Source organism: Mesorhizobium sp. ESP7-2 (assembly GCF_020164715.1).
GTDB lineage: Bacteria > Pseudomonadota > Alphaproteobacteria > Rhizobiales > Rhizobiaceae > Mesorhizobium.
This window is the reverse complement of record NZ_JAIUGQ010000012.1, coordinates 150,435-168,979: the sequence shown is the minus strand read 5'-3', so window position 1 is coordinate 168,979 and position 18,545 is coordinate 150,435. Positions and strand designations below refer to the sequence as shown.

General features: G+C 62.7%; 21 protein-coding genes. 10 read left to right on the top strand and 11 right to left on the bottom strand.

What is annotated here, in order from left to right; genetic code table 11:
- Window positions 1–66 precede the first annotated feature (66 nt).
- The 3 genes from LB543_RS14750 to LB543_RS14740 form a co-directional block, all read right to left on the bottom strand.
- A complete protein-coding gene (locus LB543_RS14750; RefSeq protein WP_224593917.1) occupies window positions 67–675 on the bottom strand; it encodes a transglutaminase-like cysteine peptidase in 609 nt (202 codons plus the stop codon).
- A 282-nt stretch (window positions 676–957) separates the two neighbouring features.
- Window positions 958–1,575: a PilZ domain-containing protein gene (locus tag LB543_RS14745; RefSeq protein WP_224614564.1), complete on the bottom strand. Its 618-nt coding sequence runs from the start codon at window positions 1,573–1,575 to the stop codon at window positions 958–960.
- 113 nt (window positions 1,576–1,688) lie between these two features.
- Entirely contained in the window at window positions 1,689–2,324 is a 636-nt protein-coding gene (locus LB543_RS14740; RefSeq protein ID WP_140760088.1) for a PAS domain-containing protein, read from the bottom strand.
- 446 nt (window positions 2,325–2,770) lie between these two features.
- Between LB543_RS14740 and LB543_RS14735 the strand changes: the two genes are divergently transcribed.
- The 5 genes from LB543_RS14735 (at window position 2,771) to LB543_RS14710 (ending at window position 7,161) form a co-directional block, all read left to right on the top strand.
- On the top strand, window positions 2,771–3,526 hold the full coding sequence (locus LB543_RS14735; RefSeq protein WP_224614563.1) for a rhomboid family intramembrane serine protease: 756 nt from the start codon (window positions 2,771–2,773) through the stop codon (window positions 3,524–3,526).
- An 87-nt stretch (window positions 3,527–3,613) separates the two neighbouring features.
- The gene (locus tag LB543_RS14730) at window positions 3,614–4,045 is read left to right on the top strand and encodes a CBS domain-containing protein (protein WP_140760092.1); all 432 of its coding nucleotides are present in this window, start codon (window positions 3,614–3,616) and stop codon (window positions 4,043–4,045) included.
- A gap of 268 nt (window positions 4,046–4,313) precedes the next feature.
- A complete protein-coding gene (gene gatB / locus LB543_RS14720; protein ID WP_140813318.1) occupies window positions 4,314–5,813 on the top strand; it encodes an Asp-tRNA(Asn)/Glu-tRNA(Gln) amidotransferase subunit GatB in 1,500 nt (499 codons plus the stop codon).
- Between the two features lie 2 nt (window positions 5,814–5,815).
- Window positions 5,816–6,310, top strand: a complete 495-nt coding sequence (locus LB543_RS14715; RefSeq protein WP_224614562.1) for a GNAT family N-acetyltransferase — start codon at window positions 5,816–5,818, stop codon at window positions 6,308–6,310.
- A 152-nt stretch (window positions 6,311–6,462) separates the two neighbouring features.
- The gene (locus LB543_RS14710) at window positions 6,463–7,161 is read left to right on the top strand and encodes an AIM24 family protein (RefSeq protein ID WP_224593924.1); all 699 of its coding nucleotides are present in this window, start codon (window positions 6,463–6,465) and stop codon (window positions 7,159–7,161) included.
- A gap of 246 nt (window positions 7,162–7,407) precedes the next feature.
- Here LB543_RS14710 and panC read toward each other — a convergent pair whose 3' ends face one another.
- Entirely contained in the window at window positions 7,408–8,259 is an 852-nt protein-coding gene (panC, locus tag LB543_RS14705; protein WP_224614561.1) for a pantoate--beta-alanine ligase, read from the bottom strand.
- A complete protein-coding gene (panB, locus tag LB543_RS14700; RefSeq protein WP_224593935.1) occupies window positions 8,256–9,098 on the bottom strand; it encodes a 3-methyl-2-oxobutanoate hydroxymethyltransferase in 843 nt (280 codons plus the stop codon). Before panB ends, panC begins: the two co-directional genes overlap by 4 nt.
- Window positions 9,099–9,327: 229 nt before the next feature.
- On the opposite strand from panB, the gene LB543_RS14695 reads away from it, so the two are divergent.
- The 3 genes from LB543_RS14695 (at window position 9,328) to LB543_RS14685 (ending at window position 10,899) form a co-directional block, all read left to right on the top strand.
- A complete protein-coding gene (locus LB543_RS14695) occupies window positions 9,328–9,726 on the top strand; it encodes an NADH:ubiquinone oxidoreductase subunit NDUFA12 (RefSeq protein ID WP_140760106.1) in 399 nt (132 codons plus the stop codon).
- Between the two features lie 138 nt (window positions 9,727–9,864).
- A complete protein-coding gene (locus LB543_RS14690; protein WP_224595445.1) occupies window positions 9,865–10,452 on the top strand; it encodes a DUF2155 domain-containing protein in 588 nt (195 codons plus the stop codon).
- Window positions 10,453–10,515: 63 nt separating this feature from the next.
- Window positions 10,516–10,899 carry a hypothetical protein gene (locus LB543_RS14685; RefSeq protein WP_140813356.1) on the top strand — a complete coding sequence of 128 codons (384 nt, stop codon included), beginning with the start codon at window positions 10,516–10,518 and terminating at the stop codon, window positions 10,897–10,899.
- Between the two features lie 10 nt (window positions 10,900–10,909).
- Here LB543_RS14685 and aat read toward each other — a convergent pair whose 3' ends face one another.
- The 6 genes from aat to LB543_RS14655 form a co-directional block, all read right to left on the bottom strand.
- Window positions 10,910–11,527, bottom strand: a complete 618-nt coding sequence (gene aat / locus LB543_RS14680; RefSeq protein WP_140760111.1) for a leucyl/phenylalanyl-tRNA--protein transferase — start codon at window positions 11,525–11,527, stop codon at window positions 10,910–10,912.
- A 26-nt stretch (window positions 11,528–11,553) separates the two neighbouring features.
- Entirely contained in the window at window positions 11,554–12,897 is a 1,344-nt protein-coding gene (gene accC, locus LB543_RS14675; RefSeq protein WP_140813326.1) for an acetyl-CoA carboxylase biotin carboxylase subunit, read from the bottom strand.
- A gap of 10 nt (window positions 12,898–12,907) precedes the next feature.
- Window positions 12,908–13,369, bottom strand: coding sequence for an acetyl-CoA carboxylase biotin carboxyl carrier protein (accB, locus tag LB543_RS14670; protein WP_140760115.1), 462 nt, complete (start codon window positions 13,367–13,369; stop codon window positions 12,908–12,910).
- 26 nt (window positions 13,370–13,395) lie between these two features.
- Window positions 13,396–13,830, bottom strand: coding sequence for a type II 3-dehydroquinate dehydratase (gene aroQ, locus LB543_RS14665; RefSeq protein WP_027146847.1), 435 nt, complete (start codon window positions 13,828–13,830; stop codon window positions 13,396–13,398).
- A gap of 145 nt (window positions 13,831–13,975) precedes the next feature.
- The gene (locus LB543_RS14660; RefSeq protein ID WP_224614560.1) at window positions 13,976–14,806 is read right to left on the bottom strand and encodes a DsbA family protein; all 831 of its coding nucleotides are present in this window, start codon (window positions 14,804–14,806) and stop codon (window positions 13,976–13,978) included.
- A 63-nt stretch (window positions 14,807–14,869) separates the two neighbouring features.
- Window positions 14,870–16,264 (bottom strand): M48 family metalloprotease, encoded by a 1,395-nt coding sequence (locus LB543_RS14655; protein WP_224614559.1) that lies wholly within the window; start codon window positions 16,262–16,264, stop codon window positions 14,870–14,872.
- A 147-nt stretch (window positions 16,265–16,411) separates the two neighbouring features.
- On the opposite strand from LB543_RS14655, the gene LB543_RS14650 reads away from it, so the two are divergent.
- Both LB543_RS14650 and LB543_RS14645 read left to right on the top strand, forming a co-directional pair.
- On the top strand, window positions 16,412–17,560 hold the full coding sequence (locus tag LB543_RS14650; RefSeq protein WP_224595450.1) for a pyridoxal phosphate-dependent aminotransferase: 1,149 nt from the start codon (window positions 16,412–16,414) through the stop codon (window positions 17,558–17,560).
- Between the two features lie 4 nt (window positions 17,561–17,564).
- On the top strand, window positions 17,565–18,494 hold the full coding sequence (locus LB543_RS14645) for a glutaminase (protein WP_224595452.1): 930 nt from the start codon (window positions 17,565–17,567) through the stop codon (window positions 18,492–18,494).
- Window positions 18,495–18,545: the final 51 nt, after the last annotated feature.

Sequence of the window (18,545 nt, the reverse complement as noted above, 5' to 3'; positions counted from 1 at the left end):
GGGTGGGGACTCGACCGGGTTTCTCATTGAGCGCGTCATGCAACGCGCCTGACCTTGTTGGCGTCCTCAGCGGACGCTGGCGACCGCGTCGGAGCGGCCGTCGTTGATCGTCACCCAAACGCCGGAATTCTCCGTCGATTGACGCTTGAGATAGGTGTAGTCGGTGTCCGTCCAGGACAGCACCTTGGTTTCCAGATTGTCGAGAATGAACTCGCCGAGGCTGGTGCGCACGGTCAGCACCGCATGGCCGTCGCCATTAGGCTGGCGCGCAACCGTCATCAACAGGTCGCCGGCCGGCACGCCCACATCCATCAGTTCGCGGCGCTTTTCCAGCGCATAGTCCTCGCAATCGCCAAAGCCATTGTCCGGGTAGGCCCAGTATTCCTCGACACCGTAGTTTTCCATGTCGGTGCGCGGCTTGACGCGGGTATTGACCGAATTGTTGATGCTGACGATCGTCGCCCAGAGCTTGCGGGTCAGGTCGACCGGCTCTCCCTTGGGGGTCTTCTCGTTGCATTCGCCAGGAATGCGCTGGCAGAATTCATAGTGGCCAACAGGCTGCGTGGTGCGTCCGCCGGTATGCATATAGGCCGGTCCCGCGGCATATGCTGATCCCCAGGCGGAAAGCTGTATCGCCATTGCCATCAGCAACAGCCTGCCCCTCGCTTTTTTCATTATTCAGTCTCCCCGTTCGAAGGAGACATTGCCACATCTGGATTTATTCGCCGCAAAAGTGCGGAGTAGATATTAAGTAAAACGCCAGTAGAATAAACATAAAATTTGAATCATTCGAGTATTAAATTGTTTGGATTGCTAGGTCGGTTTTCGGCAGACCCGGCCTCGCGCGGACGATCTCGCCATGGCGACCTGCCATCCGAGGACATATCGATCGCGGCACCCCGGAAATCAAAAAGCCGGCCGCGAGGGCCGGCTTGACGGGCGTGCTTTACGGTCTGATCAGGCGCGCGGCGTGTTGAATTCGGAATCGAGCGTTTCGGGGCGCTGGATGACGGCGAATTCGATGGCCACGCCATCTTCGAAATGCCGGACGATCTGGCCGCGCATCGTGCCGAGCAAGACCTGGACGCCGATCGCCGGTTTGACGTCGATCTCGATCGCGGCGCCGGACAGTGACAGATCGATGATCCGGCACTGATACTGACGGCCGTCGGTGAGCTGCAGCACGCTGGTCGGGTTGCGTGGCGAGACGCGCTCGTGGCGGCGGTCTTCCGGCAGGTCGAGCTCGTGCTTGTTGGCGAGCCATGTCAACTGCGCCGCGAGCTTGTCCTTCTTGCGGTCGGACGCGATCACCGTCATTGCGAAGCCGTCCGGCAACGTGCGCGTCAAGACACCTTCGATGCGGCCGATATGGTCGATATAGGCGATGACTTTCTCGCCGGGCATGCCAATGCGGTCGGTGCGAAGCGCAACGTTGCCGGGCGACATGTCCACGACCTGGCACGGGTGCTCGGTGCGGTCCTCCAGCATGAATCGTCCGTATATCTTGACCCGGACGCGCTGAAAGTTACGCCTTTCGGCTTGGGACGGCGTGTAGTCGACCGCCGCTGACCTCATGACTGCCTACACCCCGTTGGCATCCCGCGCGTCAATGCGAGGGACTTCGTCAGAGAAATACAACAAAGCGGGTTAACAAAGGGGAAAAACGGGTCCGCGGGCCCGTGTGATCATCAACTATCTTCGCGCCCGCCATCGAAGACGACGAGATGGCGGATGCGGCGAGCGTGGCCGAGCGCAGAGATCGTGTCGGGCGTCCCGATCTCGTCGGGAACGAGCGAGGGAACGGCGATCGCCGGGCGGTTGTTCAGCAGCTCTTTCTCCGGGTCGATGACGCGTATGGAATCGATCAAGGCGTCGGTGATCGGATCCGCGCCCAGCCAGAACGGCTTCTCAGCGGCGCTGATCACGCCGAGGCAGCGCGGATTCTCAATGCCGCCATCGAGCGGCAAGGCGAGCAATTCGAACTTGTTGGAGCGGCCGTTGCGGCTGAAGCCCTCGAAATTGATCAGCACGACCGATTTCTGGTCGAAAACTCCGTGGATCAGCCGCGAGACCAGCCGTTGATCCTTCTCGCGCCACAGCGAGGGGAAAGAGAACCCCTTGAGTTCGCGGCCGTAGCAGGCGCAGAGCCTGGTGCCGGCCAGACGGAATACCGGCTGTCCGCGCGTGTCCCTTTCCAGGATGAACGTATCGGCCAGCAGCGACTTGATATCGGCCGGCTCGACTTCCGATCGCTTCGGAGCGGGGCGCCCGTCACGCAGGCGGTTCCAATAGTGGAACAGCGTGATCGATCCGTTTTGGTTCATACTAAAAAGCTCCGCGCATTCTGTCGTCTGATGTCCCATCGGTGAACAGAAGGGCGCCCTCCGATGACCTACATGCGTTGGGGAGCAGGAAGCGTGCCAGCGTCGTTAACACTTGTTCACGGGTCGGGGCCGTTAAGGTTAACAACTGGTTTACGTTGCGCCCTGGCAAGCCGTGTGGCACACCAAAACCACTCCAGAAGCGGTCGTTTTGCGACGATCGGCAGCACTTCAGTCAAGAATTTTAGGGGAGCAGGGGGCTCGACCGGCCGTCCAGGGGAAACCCTGGGCGGCTTCTTTTTGATTCGCGTCCCTGATTCGGACCGGGACGATTCGCCGTTTGCGGTTCCATCGGCGGTGATCTAGATGCTGGCCAGACCGAACCGGCCCGGACCCAACCGGCCCAGACCGAACCAGCCCGACCGAACCAGCATCGAGTGCGATTGCAGATGAGCGAACCGCAATATCCGTCCGAGCCCGAAACGGCTGAGCCCATGCCGCCACCGGCGCGTGAGCCGGTGTTCAACCTGCCGCCGATCGTGCTGGCGGTGATGGGCATCTGCGCGATCGTCTATCTGCTGCAGCAATATGCGCTGAACGACGTCCAGCAGATGACGCTGCTGTACGACGGAGCTTTTATTCCGGTCCTCTATACCGGCCAATACGGCTTCGACTGGTTCCTTTTTACCCGGCCTTTCACTTACGCCTTCATGCATGGCGGCTTTGCCCATATCGCCATCAACATGGTCTGGCTCGCCGCTTTTGGCTCGCCGCTGGCCAACCGTTTCGGCACGCTCCGGTTCGCGCTGTTCTTTGCCGTCACCGGACTGGCTTCGGTGGCGCTGTTCTGGGCGATGCATCCCTATGGAGAAGCGCCGCTGGTCGGCGCATCGGGCGCCATATCGGGCATGATGGGGGCCGCGGCGCGTTTTGGTTTCCACACCGACCGCTCGGCCGGCAAGGCGGCTTTCGCCGGCCCGGTGCTGCCGGTCGCGATCGTGCTGCGCGCGCGCAGTGTCGTCATCTTCCTCGCCATGTGGATGATCATCAATCTCGCCACCGGCCTTCTCGGATTCGCGCCGGGCATCGACGGCCAGATCGCCTGGGAGGCCCATATCGGCGGCTTTCTCGCGGGTTTCTTCGGCCTGCGCTGGTTCGACAGGGGATGGCAAGCACCAGAATGGGACACCTCCGACCGGACTTGAAATGCAACCGATCACGGCGCACCATGTTCACTCTTATGTGAAAACCGGTCAGCGCAGGAACCGGTTGGCAAAGTAGAGGAGGACGCCATGACGGTTAAGGCCATTCTCGAGCAAAAAGGCCATGACGTATTGACGCTCGGGCCGAACGAAAAGCTGAGCGAAGCCATCCGAATCCTCGCCGAGCACAGGATCGGCGCGCTGGTCATCACCAATGGCGATCACAAGATCGTCGGCATCCTGTCGGAGCGCGACATCGTGCGTGTGGTTGCCAGGGAAGGCGGCGCCGCGCTCGATATCCCCGTGCGTTCGGCCATGACGCCGAAGGTGAAGATCTGCAATGAAAACCACACCGTCAACGAGGTGATGGAGATCATGACCAGGGGCCGCTTCCGCCATCTGCCGGTGGAAAAGGACGGCCTGCTGGACGGCATCGTCTCCATCGGCGACGTGGTCAAGCGCCGCATCGAGGACGTCGAGCGCGAGGCGGAGGAAATCCGGGCCTACATCGCCACCGCCTGAGCGGTGATAGGAACCGCCGGCCGAATGCCGGCCGGCGGCGCCAAGACTACCTGTTGTCGAGTTCGGAGCGGACGAATGCGAGCCCGTGCCTTGTGATGCGGTAAGGCCCGCCGCCCGCCGACCGTCGAGACGTCCAGGAAACGCCAGGCCGCGGCTTTGCGCTTGTCTCTTTTGGCGGTTTGCACTAGCGAATGACTTTCACGCCAGACGTGAAAGTCACGCCCAAACGTGAAACTCCCGTCAGAGTCACCGTAATTCGCAGGCCGCCATGTCTCTCATCGATACCCGCACGCCCGACGCCAAACGCCTGATATCAGGCGCCACCGGCGACTGGGAAATCATCATCGGGCTTGAAGTGCATGCGCAAGTGATATCGGAAGCAAAACTGTTCTCCGGCGCTTCGACCGCCTTCGGGGCTGCTCCCAACGCCAATGTCAGCCTGGTCGACGCGGCAATGCCCGGCATGCTGCCTGTCATCAACGAGGAATGCGTCAAGCAGGCGATCCGCACTGGCCTGGGGCTGAAGGCGGCGATCAACCACAAGTCGGTCTTCGACCGGAAGAACTATTTCTATCCGGACCTGCCGCAGGGCTACCAGATCTCGCAATTCAAACAGCCGATCGTCGGCGAGGGCACGGTCATCGTCTCGGTCGGTCCCGACCGCCAGGGCGAGTTCGAGGACATCGAGGTCGGCATCGAGCGCCTGCACCTGGAGCAGGATGCCGGCAAGTCGATCCACGACCAGCATCCGACCATGTCCTACGTCGACCTCAACCGCTCCGGCGTGGCGCTGATGGAGATCGTGTCGAAACCCGACCTGCGCTCCGGCGACGAGGCCAAGGCCTATGTGACCAAGCTGCGGACCATCATGCGCTATCTCGGCACTTGCGACGGCAACATGGACGAAGGTTCCCTGCGCGCCGACGTCAATGTCTCGGTGCGCCGGCCAGGTGGCGAATTCGGCACCCGCTGCGAAATCAAGAACATGAATTCGATCCGCTTTATCGGCCAGGCCATCGACTACGAGGCGCGCCGGCAGATCGCCATCCTCGAGGACGGCGGCAAGATCGATCAGGAAACGCGGCTGTTCGACGCCGTCAAGGGCGAGACGCGCTCGATGCGCTCGAAGGAAGAGGCGCATGACTATCGCTATTTCCCCGATCCCGACCTTCTGCCGCTGGAATTCGACCAGGCCTATGTCGATGCCTTGGCCAAGGAATTGCCGGAACTGCCCGATGACAAGAAAGTGCGGCTGATCTCCTCGCTCGGTCTCTCGACCTACGACGCCGCGATCCTGGTTTCGGAAAAGCCGATCGCCGATTATTTCGAGAAGGTAGCGGCCGGGCGTGACGGCAAGCTCGCCGCCAACTGGGTCATCAACGATCTGCTGGGCGCTCTCAACAAAGCCGGCAAGGACATTGAATCTGCTCCTGTTTCGCCCGACCAGCTCGGTGCGGTCATCGACCTGATCAAGGAAGGCACCATCTCCGGCAAGATCGCCAAGGACCTGTTCGAGATCGTCTGGAACGAGGGCGGCGACCCGCGCCAACTGGTCGAGAGCCGTGGCATGAAGCAGGTCACCGACACCGGAGCCATCGAGAAGGCGGTCGACGAGGTGATCGCGGCCAATCCCGACAAGGTCGAACAGGCACGCGCCAAGCCGACCATGGCCGGCTGGTTCGTCGGCCAGGTGATGAAGGCGACCGGCGGCAAGGCCAATCCGCAGGTCGTCAACGACCTCGTCAAGGCCAAGCTGGGCATCGAGTAAGCATGTTCGTCCGCACCGCCGGAGACCGCGACCTCGCAGCCGTACGAGCGTTGCTGGTCGAGACCTGGCATGCCACCTATGACGCGATTTACGGTGCCGAGCGGGTCACCGAGATCACCAATGAAAGGCACTCGATCGCTTCGTTGAAGGCCAGGTTGGCAAAGCCGAACAGCGAGTTCCTCGTTGCTGATGATGGCAAGCGCATTGGCGGCATGGCGTTTGCCGAAGCCGTCGGAGACGGCGGCGTGGTCATGCTCAGGCAGCTCTATGTGCTTCCCTTGCTGCAGGATCGAGGTATCGGCGGCATGCTCCTCGACGAAATCATCGAGAGTTTTCCGGAAGCCCACCGCATTCGGCTCGAAGTGGAAGAGAAGAACGGCCGAGCCGTTGCCTTCTATCAGGCCAATGGCTTCGTCCAGGCCGGCCGCACCGAGAATTGCGGCTCCGCCGGCTCGGCCATCCCGGCGCTGATCTATGAACGGGTACTTGCCGCCTGAGCACCAGGGCGGCGTGATCACCTTCGCGCGAGCGCGAGACCCGGGCTCTGTTTTCGTTTGACGGCCCTGATGTGCGGCACCAAAGCTGCAAATGCCGACCCGCGCGAAGCCGGAATAATCCGGCACGCGCAGGACGGCTTTTGGGGGGAACCATGCCAAGTCTGCCGGAACTGATGCCGACCGAGGTGTCGGACGAAACTTTTGGTGGCGTCACCTATCACATAGCGGGCGAACTGGTGCCTGTGCTTTCCGTCGACGTGACGCGGATGCCCGTCTATTTCGAGCACCACATCCTGTTGTGGAAGAATTCCACGATCTCCATCGGCCTGAAATCGCTGAAGGGTGCGCTGAAGCGCATGATGGCCGGCATGCAGATTTTCGTCACCGAGGCGTCAGGGGCGGGCGTCATCGCCTTCAGCCGCGACGGGCCGGGTCACATCGTGCCGATTCACCTGCGGCAAGGCGAGGAGATCCAGGTCCGCGAGCACCAGTTTCTCGCCGCCACTGGCAATGTCGACTACACATTCGAGCGTGTACGCGGCCTGGCGACGATGCTGTTCGGCCAGAGCGGCTTCTTCATCGACCGGTTTCGCGGCGATACCGGTGACGGCATCGTCTGGCTGCACGGCTATGGCAACGTTTTTGAAAAGACGCTCGCTCCGGGCGAAACCATAGACATCGAGCCCGGCGGCTGGCTGTTCAAGGATGCCTCGGTCAGGATGGAAACCAAGATCGACCGGCTGTCGAGCGGCTTCTTCGGTGCCAACATGAATTTCATCGTCAACCGCTTCACCGGCCCGGGCAGGGTCGGTATCCAGTCGATGTACCTGCATATGCCAACCGAGGAGTAGGTCGGGGAGCCGCAGGCGGGACGGATGGAGGCCGGAGCAATTCCAGGAAAAGTCCGTAGCGCTTTCCCCAGGGAATTGCGTGAAAACAAAGAGTTGGAGCGGTTCGGCGATTCTCGCTGAACCGCTCCAGGATCAGCGCGAACGCAGCGGCGGCGACGGCTCGCGCATCAGCAGTTCGAGGTCCGCTGTGCGCCTGACGCCGGCGGCGTCGCGCCTGCAAACAGCAATCGAGAGTGCGAACGCCGATCAGGCGGTGGGAACTTCCACATTGTCGATCAGCCTGGTTTTTCCCAGCCAGGCGGCGGCGAGAACGCGGCCGGCGCGGTCGTGCCGCCATGGAGTGAGTGTCAGGCTTTCGCGGGCCTCGACATAATCGACCTTCTGGAAGCCGGCGGCGATCAGGGCGCGGCTTGCTTCGGCGATCGTTTCCTCTTGACCTGCGCCCGCTGCCAGCGCCGCTGCCGCCTTGCGCAGGACAAGGTTGAGCCGGCGGGCGATCTGGAGTTCGGCCTCATCGAGATAGGCGTTGCGCGACGACATGGCGAGGCCATGCGCGTCGCGTATGGTCGGCGCGCCGATGATTTCGACGGGCAGGTCGAGGTCGTGGCAAAGCTGCCTGACGACGCAAAGCTGCTGGTAGTCCTTTTCGCCAAAGATGGCGACGTCGGGTGCAGCCTGCAGGAGAAGTTTGGCCACCACGGTGGCGACGCCGTCGAAAAAGGCGGGGCGAAAATCCGTCTCGAGCCCGGCCGACGGGCCGCCGACCGAGATTTTCGTGGCAAAACCGGCGGGATACATCTCGCTGACGTCAGGCGTGAAGGCAAGATCGGCCTTGGCCGTCGCCACCATGTCGAGGTCGCGCGCCAACTGGCGCGGGTACTTGTCGAGATCCTCGCTCGGCGCGAACTGCGTCGGATTGACAAAGATCGACACCACGCAGCGATCGGCTCTTTCGAGGGCGATCTTGACCAGCGAAAGATGCCCGTCATGCAATGCGCCCATGGTCGGCACCAAGGCGATGCGCAGCCGATCGCGCCGCCAGTCGAGGATTCGCGCGCGAAGCGCGGCAACGCTGTCGACGACGTCGGCCCGGCTCATGCTTCATCCCCGTCATTTGTTTTCGAGAAGACATGGGTAGGACCGGGGAAATCGCGGTCCCGCACCTCCGATGCGTAGCGCTCGGCGGCATGCGCGATCACACTGCGCAGGTCGGCATATTGCTTGACGAATTTAGGCACACGATCGACCGTCAACCCGACCATGTCGTCGGTCACCAGGATCTGGCCGTCGCAATCGCCGCTGGCGCCGATGCCGATGGTTGGAATGGCGATGCGGCGGGTGATGTCCGCGGCGACCGTCTCTATCGTTCCTTCGATGACCAGGGAAAACGCACCGGCCTTCTCAACCGCGAGCGCGTCGGCGATCAGCGTGGCCACATTCTCGTCCGTGCGGCCCTTGATCTTGTAGCCGCCATCCTTTTCCACCGATTGCGGCTGCAGGCCGATATGGCCCATGACCGGGATCTCGGCGGCCACGATCGCCGCGATCTGAGCGGCCATGTCGACGCCTCCCTCGAGTTTCACCGCCTGGCAGCCGGTCTCGCCAACGATGCGCCGCGCCGATGCCACGGCCTGCGCGGCTGAATCCTCATAGGTGCCGGCCGGCATGTCGACGACGACGCAGGCTTTGGCCGAGCCCCGCATCACGGCTTGGCCGTGCGCGATCATCATGTCCAGCGAGGCGCCCAGCGTCGTCTCATGGCCATGCAGGACCATGGCCACGCTGTCTCCGACCAGGAGCAGGTCGACATGGGGATCGAGCAGGCGGGCGATCGGGTAAGTGTAGGCGGTGAGGCACACGATCGGCATGCCGCCCTTGCGGCGGCGAATCAGGTCGGCGCCGATGCGAATGTCGGTGGTCGGCAATTGCGCGGCCAATCGTCGCCTCCTTCAGCCCCAGGCCGGACGGGATTTCCGGACGGGCGCGCAGAGCTTTAGAAAGAGCGGCAACGCTTGGCAAGCGCGCATCCGGTCACCCCCGGGGATCACAGGCTTGTGTCGGGTCCCTGGCGCGCCATTTGCGCGCTCCCCATGGCAAAACTCTTGCCTTCCCGAAAGCCTGACGCCATAAGCAGGAAACGGGCGCCGCCAGCGCGAGGGTTCTGAGATGAAGACTTTCCTGACGCAGTTTTTCACTTGGTGGAACAGCCAGACGCTGGGAACGCGCCTGCACACCTGGCGGTACGGCAAGAAGGTCGGCCAGGACGAGGCCGGCAACGTCTACTACGAAGGCGGCATCGATTCGGAAGGCCGTACGCGCCGCTGGGTCATCTACCGCAACTATTCGGAAGCTTCGGCCATTCCGCCGGGCTGGCACGGCTGGATTCACCATCGGGTCGATGTCGCTCCCCCCAGCGACGACTACCGGCCGCGCGATTGGCAAAAGCCACATTTGCCCAATCTGACCGGCACGCCAGCGGCCTATCGTCCGAAGGGCTCGGTGCTGACCAATCAACATCGCCCGCAGGTCACCGGCGACTACGACGCCTGGACGCCGGGGTCGTAACGGCGCGGGTTGTAACGGTAAGGTGCAGGCCGGTCCTTTATCGCCACAATTGGTGTTTAGCTGCTTGCTGATCAGAAAACGGCGACTAGCCTTGGCGATCGACGGAATCACCTGGGCGCGAACCACCGGTACCCCTGCATGAGCTTTTTCAACCCGATATGGACGGGCGGCCTGACGCTAGCCGCCAGCCTCGCCGTCAGCACCATCGCCTTTGCGGCTTCACCTGCACCCGCCGCCCCGGCGCCGGCGGCGCCCGCGGGATCGGATCGGATCACCAATCCGGTCGCCGAGTTCGCCGGCATCGACAAGATCACCGGCCGCATCATCACCTTCGATGTCTATATCGACGAGACGGTGCAGTTCGGCGCCCTGCAGGTGACGCCACGCGTCTGCTATTCCCGGCCGCAGAACGAAGAGCCGAAGACCGACTCCTTCGTCGAGGTCGACGAGATCACGCTCGACCGCAAGATCCGCCGCATCTTCACTGGCTGGATGTTTGCCGAAAGCCCGGGGCTCAATGCTGTCGAACATGCCGTCTATGACATCTGGCTGAAGGCGTGCAAGCAGAAGTCGGATGTGCCGGCGCCCGATGCCGGCAAGAGCGGTGCGACCAAGGCCGACGGGGCGAAAGCCGACGCGTCGAAGCCAGCCGCGGCCACAGTCGGTCCGGACGCGGCACAGCCCGACGACGCCGCGGAACCCGATACGACGGACACCAACAACTGATCTCTTGGAACCGCCATGGCTGGCGCGCGTTGGACAATCACCACGCGCGTGGAGGACACGCCAATGTCGGACAGCAAGCGGATCATGGCCAACAAGGCCGAGTTGCTGGAACTCGAAAAAGGTTTCTGGACCGGTGACGCCGCCTACTATGCTGCCAATGTCGATACCGAATGCCTGGTGGCGTTTCCGCAGATGGCACAGGCGATGGACAATGCCGATCTGGCCAAGACCGCAACCAAACCCAACCGCTGGCGCGACCTCGACATCGAGCTCAAGGGAATAATCGAACCCGGTAGCGATATCGTCATGCTGACTTACGAAGCGCGCGCGACGAGGGAGAATGGCGAGCCCTATGCGGCGTTGGTCAGCACCGGCTACGTCCATCGCGCCAACGGCTGGAAGATGATGTTCCATGCGCAGACGCCGCTCGAGGCTTCGCCCAAATAGGCCTTGATCCCTACGGAAAAAAGACCGCTTCACCTTTCAGCGCGTCGGCCAGCATCTTTTCGTATTTGCCGCGCGGCACGTCTACCGCGCCGAAGCGCTTCAGGTGCTCGGTGGTGAACTGCGTATCGAGGAGCGCGAAACCGCGTGCCTTCAGGCGCTCGACGAGATGCACGAGGCAGGTCTTCGACGCGTCCGTTTCTTTGGAAAACATGCTTTCCCCGAAAAACACCCGCCCGAGCGAGACCCCATAGAGCCCGCCGACCAGACGCCCCTCGCGCCATGCCTCGACCGAATGGCAGTGTCCCATCCGGTGCAGTTGCACATAGGCTTCGCGGATCGGCGCGTTGATCCATGTCGAGCGGCGCTCCTCGCGCTTTTCGGCACAGCCGTCGATCGTCGCCTCGAAATCGAAGTCGAAACGGATGTCGAACGGGTGCCTACGGATCGTCTTCTTCAGGCTTTTGGGCGTGTGAAAGCCATCGAGCGGAATGACGCCCCGCGTCTCCGGTCGCACCCAGAAGACCTCGGGGTCACCAGCACTCTCGGCCATCGGAAAGACGCCCGAGGCGTATGCCTTGAGCAGAAGGTCGGTGGGAATGCGATAGCCTGGCGCGTAGGGACGGGTCATCGCGTCATTATAGCGGCAAGTTGGGGCTATTCGCCCTTGGCCAGATATTTTTCCAGCCAATGGATGTCGTAGTCGCCGTTGGCGATGTCGGCATTGCCGACGAGATCGCGAAACAGCGGCAATGTCGTCTTGATGCCATCGACGACGAATTCGTCAAGCGCCCGGCGCAGCCGCATCATGCATTCGACGCGATTGCGCCCATGCACGATCAGCTTGCCGATCAGGCTGTCATAGTAGGGCGGGATCTTGTAGCCGGAGTAGACACCGGAATCGACACGGATGCCGAGGCCGCCGGGCGTGTGGAAATGGGTGATGGTGCCGGGCGAGGGGGTGAAGGTGCGCGGATCCTCGGCATTGATGCGGCATTCGATGGCGTGGCCGTTGAACTTGATGTCTTCCTGCCTGACCGAAAGGCCGCCGCCGGAAGCGACGCGGATCTGCTCGTGGACCAGATCGATGCCGGTAATCGCTTCCGTCACCGGATGCTCGACCTGGAGGCGCGTGTTCATCTCGATGAAATAGAACTCGCCGTTCTCGTACAGGAACTCGATGGTGCCGGCGCCAGAATAGCCGAGATCGGCAATCGCCTTGGCGCAGATGCCGCCGATGCGCGACCGTTCCTCGGCGTTGAGCGCCGGCGAATTGGCCTCTTCCCAGACTTTCTGGTGGCGCCGTTGCAACGAACAGTCGCGCTCGCCGAAATGCACGCCGTGGCCAAAGCCGTCGCCGAACACCTGCACCTCGATGTGGCGCGGTTTCTCCAGGTATTTCTCGATGTAGACCGCGTCGTCGCCGAAGGCCGCGCCCGCTTCCGAGCGCGCCGTCTGCAAGGCGATCTCGAGGTCGGCCTCGGTATGCGCCACCTTCATGCCGCGTCCGCCGCCGCCGGCCGAAGCCTTGATGATGACGGGATAGCCGATCTCGGACGCAATGCGCCTGGCTTCCTTCTCCTCGGTCACCGCGCCGTCGGAACCCGGCACCACCGGAATGCCGAGGCGTTTTGCCGTGCGCTTGGCCTCGATCTTGTCGCCCATGACGCGGATGTGGTCGCCGGACGGGCCGATGAAGGTGATGTTGTGTGCCGCCAGAATGTCGGCGAACTTGGCGTTCTCCGACAGGAAGCCGTAGCCCGGATGCACGGCGTCGGCGCCAGTGATCTCGCAGGCCGCGACGATCTGGTGAATGTTGAGATAGCTGTCGCGCGACGGCGGCGGACCGATGCACACGCTCTCGTCGGCGAGCCTGACATGCATGGCGTCAGCGTCGGCGGTCGAATGCACCACCACGGTCTGGATGCCGAGTTCCTTGCAGGCACGCAGCACCCGAAGCGCGATTTCGCCGCGATTGGCGATGAGGATCTTCTGGAACATCCGGTCGGCTCTACTCGATCACGACGAGCGGCATGCCGTATTCGACCGGCGTGGCGTCCTCGAACAGGATCGCCGTCACGGTGCCGGCGCGTGGCGAGGGGATCTGGTTCATTGTCTTCATCGCCTCGATGATCAGCAGCGTCTGGCCTTCCTTGACCTTCTGGCCGATCTCGATGAACGGCTTGGCGTCCGGCGAGGGCGCGAGGTAGGCGGTGCCGACCATGGGCGAAGGGACGGCGTTCTTGGACACGTCGACCGCCGCCGGGGCAGCCGCGGCGACAGATTGGGCGGCCGCTGCCGGCGCATAGGTCGGTTGCGGTGCGGCGATCGCATGGACGGTGGGCGCCTGCCGCGACACCCGCACTTTCAGGTCGCCGAGTTCAACCTCGATCTCGGTCAGGTTGGTGTCGTTCAGTATGCCCGCGAGATCGCGGATCAGTTGCTGGTCAACACCGGTCTTCTTTATCGACATTTTCGAGCCTTCTGTTTGTTGGCCGGTCATAGGCGTGCGGCCAGCGCTTGCAGCGCCAGCGTGTAGCCGAGCGGCCCAAAGCCACAGATCATGCCGACAGCGACCGGCGCGACCATGGAGACGTGGCGGAACGGTTCCCGCGCGTGGATGTTGGAAAGGTGAACTTCGGCGACCGGCAGCGGCGCGATCGAGCGGATGGCGTCGTGGATGGCGATAGAGGTATGGCTATAGGCGCCTGGGTTGATGACGATGCCGGCGGCTTTGTCGCCGGCTTCCTGGATCCAGTCGACAAGATCGCCTTCATGGTTCGACTGGCGAAAATCGATCTCGATCCCAAGCGATTTGCCTGCCTGCTTGCAGTCGTCCGCGATGGCTGCGAGCGTCTTGCCGCCGTAGATGCCTGGCTCGCGCTTGCCGAGCGCGTTGAGATTGGGACCGTTCAGGACGAAAACCGTTTTCAAAAAAGCCGACCTTTTCCGGCGCCAGCGTCAAGCCGGCGCGCTGGGCCTCTATACCGGGCATAGTCGTCCGCGGAAAGAGCGCAAGTGCGTTCTTTCACTGTCCACAACAGGCCGAAATGCGCCCGTGAAGAAAACCGCTTGCCGGTCAAAGCGCGGCTTTCGCCGCCTCGATCTTTTCGGCAAGCAGTTCCTGCCCGAGCGCCCCGAACACGACCTCGTTGCCGACGACGTAGGAAGGGGTTCCGGTGATCTGCAGCTTGTTGGCAAGATCGTAAGTCTTGGAGAAGGCCTGGGGGATCGACGCGTCCTTCATCTTCTCGCGCAGCGTCGCCTCGTCGGCGCCGAGCGAAAGCGCGATCTTGATCGCGGTTGCCTCGGTGGCGCGCCCCTGGCCGCCGAGCAGCGCATTGTGGAACTCGCCGTACTTCTGCGGCATCATCATGTGGAACGCCATCGAAACGACGCTGGCCTTCTGCGAATCCGGGCCGAGGATCGGGAATTCCTTGAGCACGAAGCGCAGATCCGGATCGGACTTGGTCAGCGCCCGCATGTCCTCGATTGCGCGTTTGCAGAAGCCGCAATTGTAGTCGTAGAACTCGACGATCGTGACCTTGCCGTTCGGGTTGCCGACGACCCCGTCGAAAGTGGAGTTGAAGATCTGGTCCTTGGCGTTCTTGATGACGCCGAGCGCCGCGAGCCGCTGTTCCTCCTTCTGCTTCGCTTCGAGCGCGTCCTGCACTTCGAGCAGCACTTCCGGATTCTTCAGCAGATAGTCGCGGATGATTCCCTCGACCTCGGTGCGGTCGATTTTGGTATCGGCCACCGCCGTCTGGACGGGCTGAGCCGTCTGGACAGGCTGAGCCGTCTGTGCCGTTCCGGCCTTCGCAACCTGCGGACTGCCGGCCACGAAACCGAAAGCCAGCATGGCAAGGGCGACCGCAACCCCCGTGGTGCCCAGCAGCAGTGCCTTTTTCATCGTTCTCGTTCCTTCTGCCTGTTTTCCGGTCTGTCGCAGCACGCGGCCGGAGGGTTCATGAAATTACTGGCTCTTGCCTGATGATTTGTAGTTAATGATGTCCTGGGCGCGTATCCAGCGCGGCTCGCCGCGCTTCATCTGCTGTTGCGCCCGCATGGCGAAGATCTTCGCATCCTTGTAGTCGCCGGAATAGAAGTGGCCTTCGGCGGTGGCAAGCTCGGCCCCCGGTATGTCTCCCAGCTCGCCGTAAGCCTGCGCCAGATAACGATACCCCGTGGAATTTTCCTTGTCGCGCCCCAGGCCATTGTTGATCTGTACGACGGCTTTCTTGAGCGAGTCGGGCGTGCCGACCGCCATCAGCGCCTGGCCAAGCGAGACAGGCAGCAGGCCGGATCGTGCCGGATCGAGGCTGACCGCTTTGGAATAAGCGTCGGCCGCATCTCCAGGTTTGTTCGCTTTCATCAATATGTCGCCGCGCAGCTCCTGGAAGTAGGCATTCTTGGGCTGCGCCTTGATCAGGGCGTTGGTCTTGGCGAGCGCCGAGGCGAGATTGCCGTAGAGATAGGTCGACTGGGCATCGCCATAGAGCGCCGCCATGCTGCCCCGCATCTTCTGCATCAGCCGCGCCGCGGCGGCCTGGCCTTCCATGTAGACGGCAATCTTCACCCGCATCATGTCATGGCGCTGCTGCAGCGTCGGCGGGTCGAGCTTGTCGACGTTGGGGCTTTGCTTGACCAGCACTTCGAGGTTGGCGATGCGGTCCTGCGGCATGGGATGGCTGATCCGGTAGGGATCGACCTGCGCGCCCGACAGCGACAGCGCGGTCTGGAAACGGTGGAAGGTCTTCAGCATGCCCATGCCGGACTGGCTGGTGGCGTTAAGATAGGTGATGGCCGAGCGGTCGGCCGTGATTTCCTCGGTGCGCTGATAGGCGAGGATGCTGCGCTGCGCCATCTCGCCGCCGCCTGCCGCCACGCCCATGCCGGCGCCGGCAAGACCGCGGCTGTTTGTGGTCGCGCCGGCAACCATGGCGCCGGCGCCGAGCAAGGTGGCGATGATGGCCATGGTCTTGGCGCGTTCGAGCTGGTCGCGCAGTTTCTGCTGGTGGCCGCCGGCGATATGCCCGGCTTCGTGCGCGATGACGCCGATGATTTCGTTCGGCGTCTCAGCCGTCATCAGTGCGCCGGTGTTGATGAACAGACGGCGCCCGGTGACGAAGGCGTTGAAGCAGGAATCGTTGACCAGCACGATGTCGATGCCGTCATTCGCCAGCCCAGCCGCCCTGAAGATCGGCCGCGCATAATCGCGCACCAGAGCTTCGATCTCGGCGTCGCGTACCACTGGCACGCCCTGGGCGAAGGCGGTCGCCGAACCGGCCACCGCAACCGCGGCGGCAAGCGAAATCGTCGCGAAGACACGCGCTGTCTTGGCAATCGTCGATCTGGATCGGCTCAACATAATGTGTCCACTGGTAGACGAGCGGGCGAAAGATGAAAAGTCGGCGCCGGAAAAACTTCCTCAACTTGTGATCCTAACATCAATCGGGCATTTGTGCGGCGCATGCGTCAGGACCTGGCGCGCTCAATCCTCGGAACAGGGGTAAAAATGGTCGTTTCGCTCTCCCATCGCGGCAATGTCGAGCCGTTCCACGCCATGGATGTACTGGCCGAAGCGAACCGGCTGAAGGCCCAAGGCGTGCCGGTGATTTCCATGGCGGTTGGCCAGCCATCCGATCCAGCGCCCGTACGGGTTCGCGCCGCCGCGGCCAAGGCGCTGGAGCATGGACGCATAGGCTATACCGACACCTTGGGTCTTGCCTCGCTGCGCAAAGCGATCGCCGGGCATTACGCGGACCACTATGGCCTCGATGTCGACCCCGGCCGGATCGGGGTGACCACCGGATCGTCGGCGGCCTTCAATCTCGCCTTCCTGGCGATGTTCGATCCGGGCGACCGGGTCGCCATCGCCGCGCCCGGCTACCCCGCCTATCGTAACATCATGGCGGCCCTTGGCATGGACGTGGTCGAAATCGAGCTCGGCGATGCGGCTTATCTGCATGCCGGCCATCTGGAGGCCGCGCATCGCGAGAAGCCGCTGAAGGGCGTGCTGTTCGCAAGTCCGGCCAATCCGACCGGCGCCGTCATACCGGCCGACGAGCTGGCGACCCTGGTCACCACGGCGGAGTCACTCGGCATCGCCGTCATTTCCGATGAGATCTACCATCGGCTGGCCTATGGCGCCCCGGACACCACGGCACTCGCCTTTAGCAACAGCGTGACGGTGATCAACTCCTTCTCGAAATACTACTGCATGACCGGCTGGCGCATCGGCTGGATGGTGTTGCCGGACGAACTCGTGCGCCCCGTCGAGCGCATCGCCCAGAGCCTCTACATCTCGCCGCCGGAGCTGTCGCAGATCGCGGCGATCGAGGCCTTTGCCGCAACCGAGGAATTGGAGGCGGTGAAACGACGCTATGCCTGGAATCGCGAGCTCTTGATGAAGCGACTCCCGGAGTTGGGTTTTCCCCTGGCGGCGCCCATGGATGGCGCCTTCTATGCCTTTTGCGATGTCACCCGGCACAGCAATGACAGCATGGCCTTTGCCCGCAAGATGCTGGCCGAAGCGCATGTGGCGGCGACGCCCGGCCGCGACTTCGACACCCGGGCTGGGCACCGTACGATGCGGTTTTCCTATGCCGGCAGCCACGACGACATGGTCGAGGCGCTGGCACGCATCGAACGCTGGTTGAGGTAGCGCTATGCCGGAGCTCGAACAGGCGCTGGCGGAAGTCGCGGCGGAAATGGCTGAACGCACCGATCGCGGCGATGTCGCGACCTACATTCCCCAACTGGGCAAGGTCGACCCGAAGAAATTCGGCATCGCCGCCGTCACCAATGATGGCCGCACGCTGGTGGCCGGCGATGCCGACCAGGTTTTTTCGATCCAGAGCATCTCGAAGGTGTTCACCCTGACGCTGGCGCTCGGCAATGTCGGCGACGCGCTGTGGGAGCGGGTAGGGCGTGAGCCCTCCGGCAACCCGTTCAACTCGATTGTCCAGCTCGAGCATGAGAACGGCATTCCGCGCAATCCGTTCATCAATGCCGGCGCCATCGTCATTTCCGACATCCTGCTTGCCGGCCACCAGCCGCGCGAGGCGATCGGCGAGATCCTGCGCTTCATCCAGTTCCTCTGCGACGACGAGACAATCATTATCGACCGCGAGGTCGCGGCCTCCGAACGCGCGACCGGCTACCGCAACTTCGCACTCGCCAATTACATGAAATCCTTCGGCAACCTCCATCATGCGCCGGAACTGGCGCTGGGCGTCTATTTTCACCATTGCGCCATCGCCATGAACTGCCGGCAGCTGGCAATGGCCGGCCGCTTCCTCGCCAATGGCGGCAAGAACCCGGCTACCGGGCATTCCGTGGTCTCGGCGGAGCGGGCGCGGCGCATCGGCGCCATGATGCTGACCTGTGGCCACTATGACGGCTCGGGCGATTTCGCCTTCCGCGTCGGTATTCCCGGCAAGAGCGGCGTCGGCGGCGGCATATTGGGCATCGTGCCGGGTGTCGCTTCGCTCGCCGTCTGGTCGCCCGGCCTCAATGCCAACGGCAATTCCAAGCTGGGTTCGATCGCGCTGGAAAAGCTCGCCAGGATGATGAACTGGTCGATCTTCGCGCCATAAGGATCACGACCTGCCGGACATGAAAAATCCCGCGCCGTTCGTTTCGATCGG

Bases quoted from the DNA above. Each gene is read 5' to 3' on its own strand.
- LB543_RS14750 (WP_224593917.1), bottom strand. From the start codon at position 675: ATGAAAAAAGCGAGGGGCAGGCTGTTGCTGATGGCAATGGCGATACAG.
- LB543_RS14745 (WP_224614564.1), bottom strand. From the start codon at position 1,575: ATGAGGTCAGCGGCGGTCGACTACACGCCGTCCCAAGCCGAAAGGCGT.
- LB543_RS14740 (WP_140760088.1), bottom strand. From the start codon at position 2,324: ATGAACCAAAACGGATCGATCACGCTGTTCCACTATTGGAACCGCCTG.
- LB543_RS14735 (WP_224614563.1), top strand. From the start codon at position 2,771: ATGAGCGAACCGCAATATCCGTCCGAGCCCGAAACGGCTGAGCCCATG.
- LB543_RS14730 (WP_140760092.1), top strand. From the start codon at position 3,614: ATGACGGTTAAGGCCATTCTCGAGCAAAAAGGCCATGACGTATTGACG.
- gatB (WP_140813318.1), top strand. From the start codon at position 4,314: ATGTCTCTCATCGATACCCGCACGCCCGACGCCAAACGCCTGATATCA.
- LB543_RS14715 (WP_224614562.1), top strand. From the start codon at position 5,816: ATGTTCGTCCGCACCGCCGGAGACCGCGACCTCGCAGCCGTACGAGCG.
- LB543_RS14710 (WP_224593924.1), top strand. From the start codon at position 6,463: ATGCCAAGTCTGCCGGAACTGATGCCGACCGAGGTGTCGGACGAAACT.
- panC (WP_224614561.1), bottom strand. From the start codon at position 8,259: ATGAGCCGGGCCGACGTCGTCGACAGCGTTGCCGCGCTTCGCGCGCGA.
- LB543_RS14695 (WP_140760106.1), top strand. From the start codon at position 9,328: ATGAAGACTTTCCTGACGCAGTTTTTCACTTGGTGGAACAGCCAGACG.
- LB543_RS14690 (WP_224595445.1), top strand. From the start codon at position 9,865: ATGAGCTTTTTCAACCCGATATGGACGGGCGGCCTGACGCTAGCCGCC.
- LB543_RS14685 (WP_140813356.1), top strand. From the start codon at position 10,516: ATGTCGGACAGCAAGCGGATCATGGCCAACAAGGCCGAGTTGCTGGAA.
- aat (WP_140760111.1), bottom strand. From the start codon at position 11,527: ATGACCCGTCCCTACGCGCCAGGCTATCGCATTCCCACCGACCTTCTG.
- accC (WP_140813326.1), bottom strand. From the start codon at position 12,897: ATGTTCCAGAAGATCCTCATCGCCAATCGCGGCGAAATCGCGCTTCGG.
- accB (WP_140760115.1), bottom strand. From the start codon at position 13,369: ATGTCGATAAAGAAGACCGGTGTTGACCAGCAACTGATCCGCGATCTC.
- LB543_RS14660 (WP_224614560.1), bottom strand. From the start codon at position 14,806: ATGAAAAAGGCACTGCTGCTGGGCACCACGGGGGTTGCGGTCGCCCTT.
- LB543_RS14655 (WP_224614559.1), bottom strand. From the start codon at position 16,264: ATGTTGAGCCGATCCAGATCGACGATTGCCAAGACAGCGCGTGTCTTC.
- LB543_RS14650 (WP_224595450.1), top strand. From the start codon at position 16,412: ATGGTCGTTTCGCTCTCCCATCGCGGCAATGTCGAGCCGTTCCACGCC.
- LB543_RS14645 (WP_224595452.1), top strand. From the start codon at position 17,565: ATGCCGGAGCTCGAACAGGCGCTGGCGGAAGTCGCGGCGGAAATGGCT.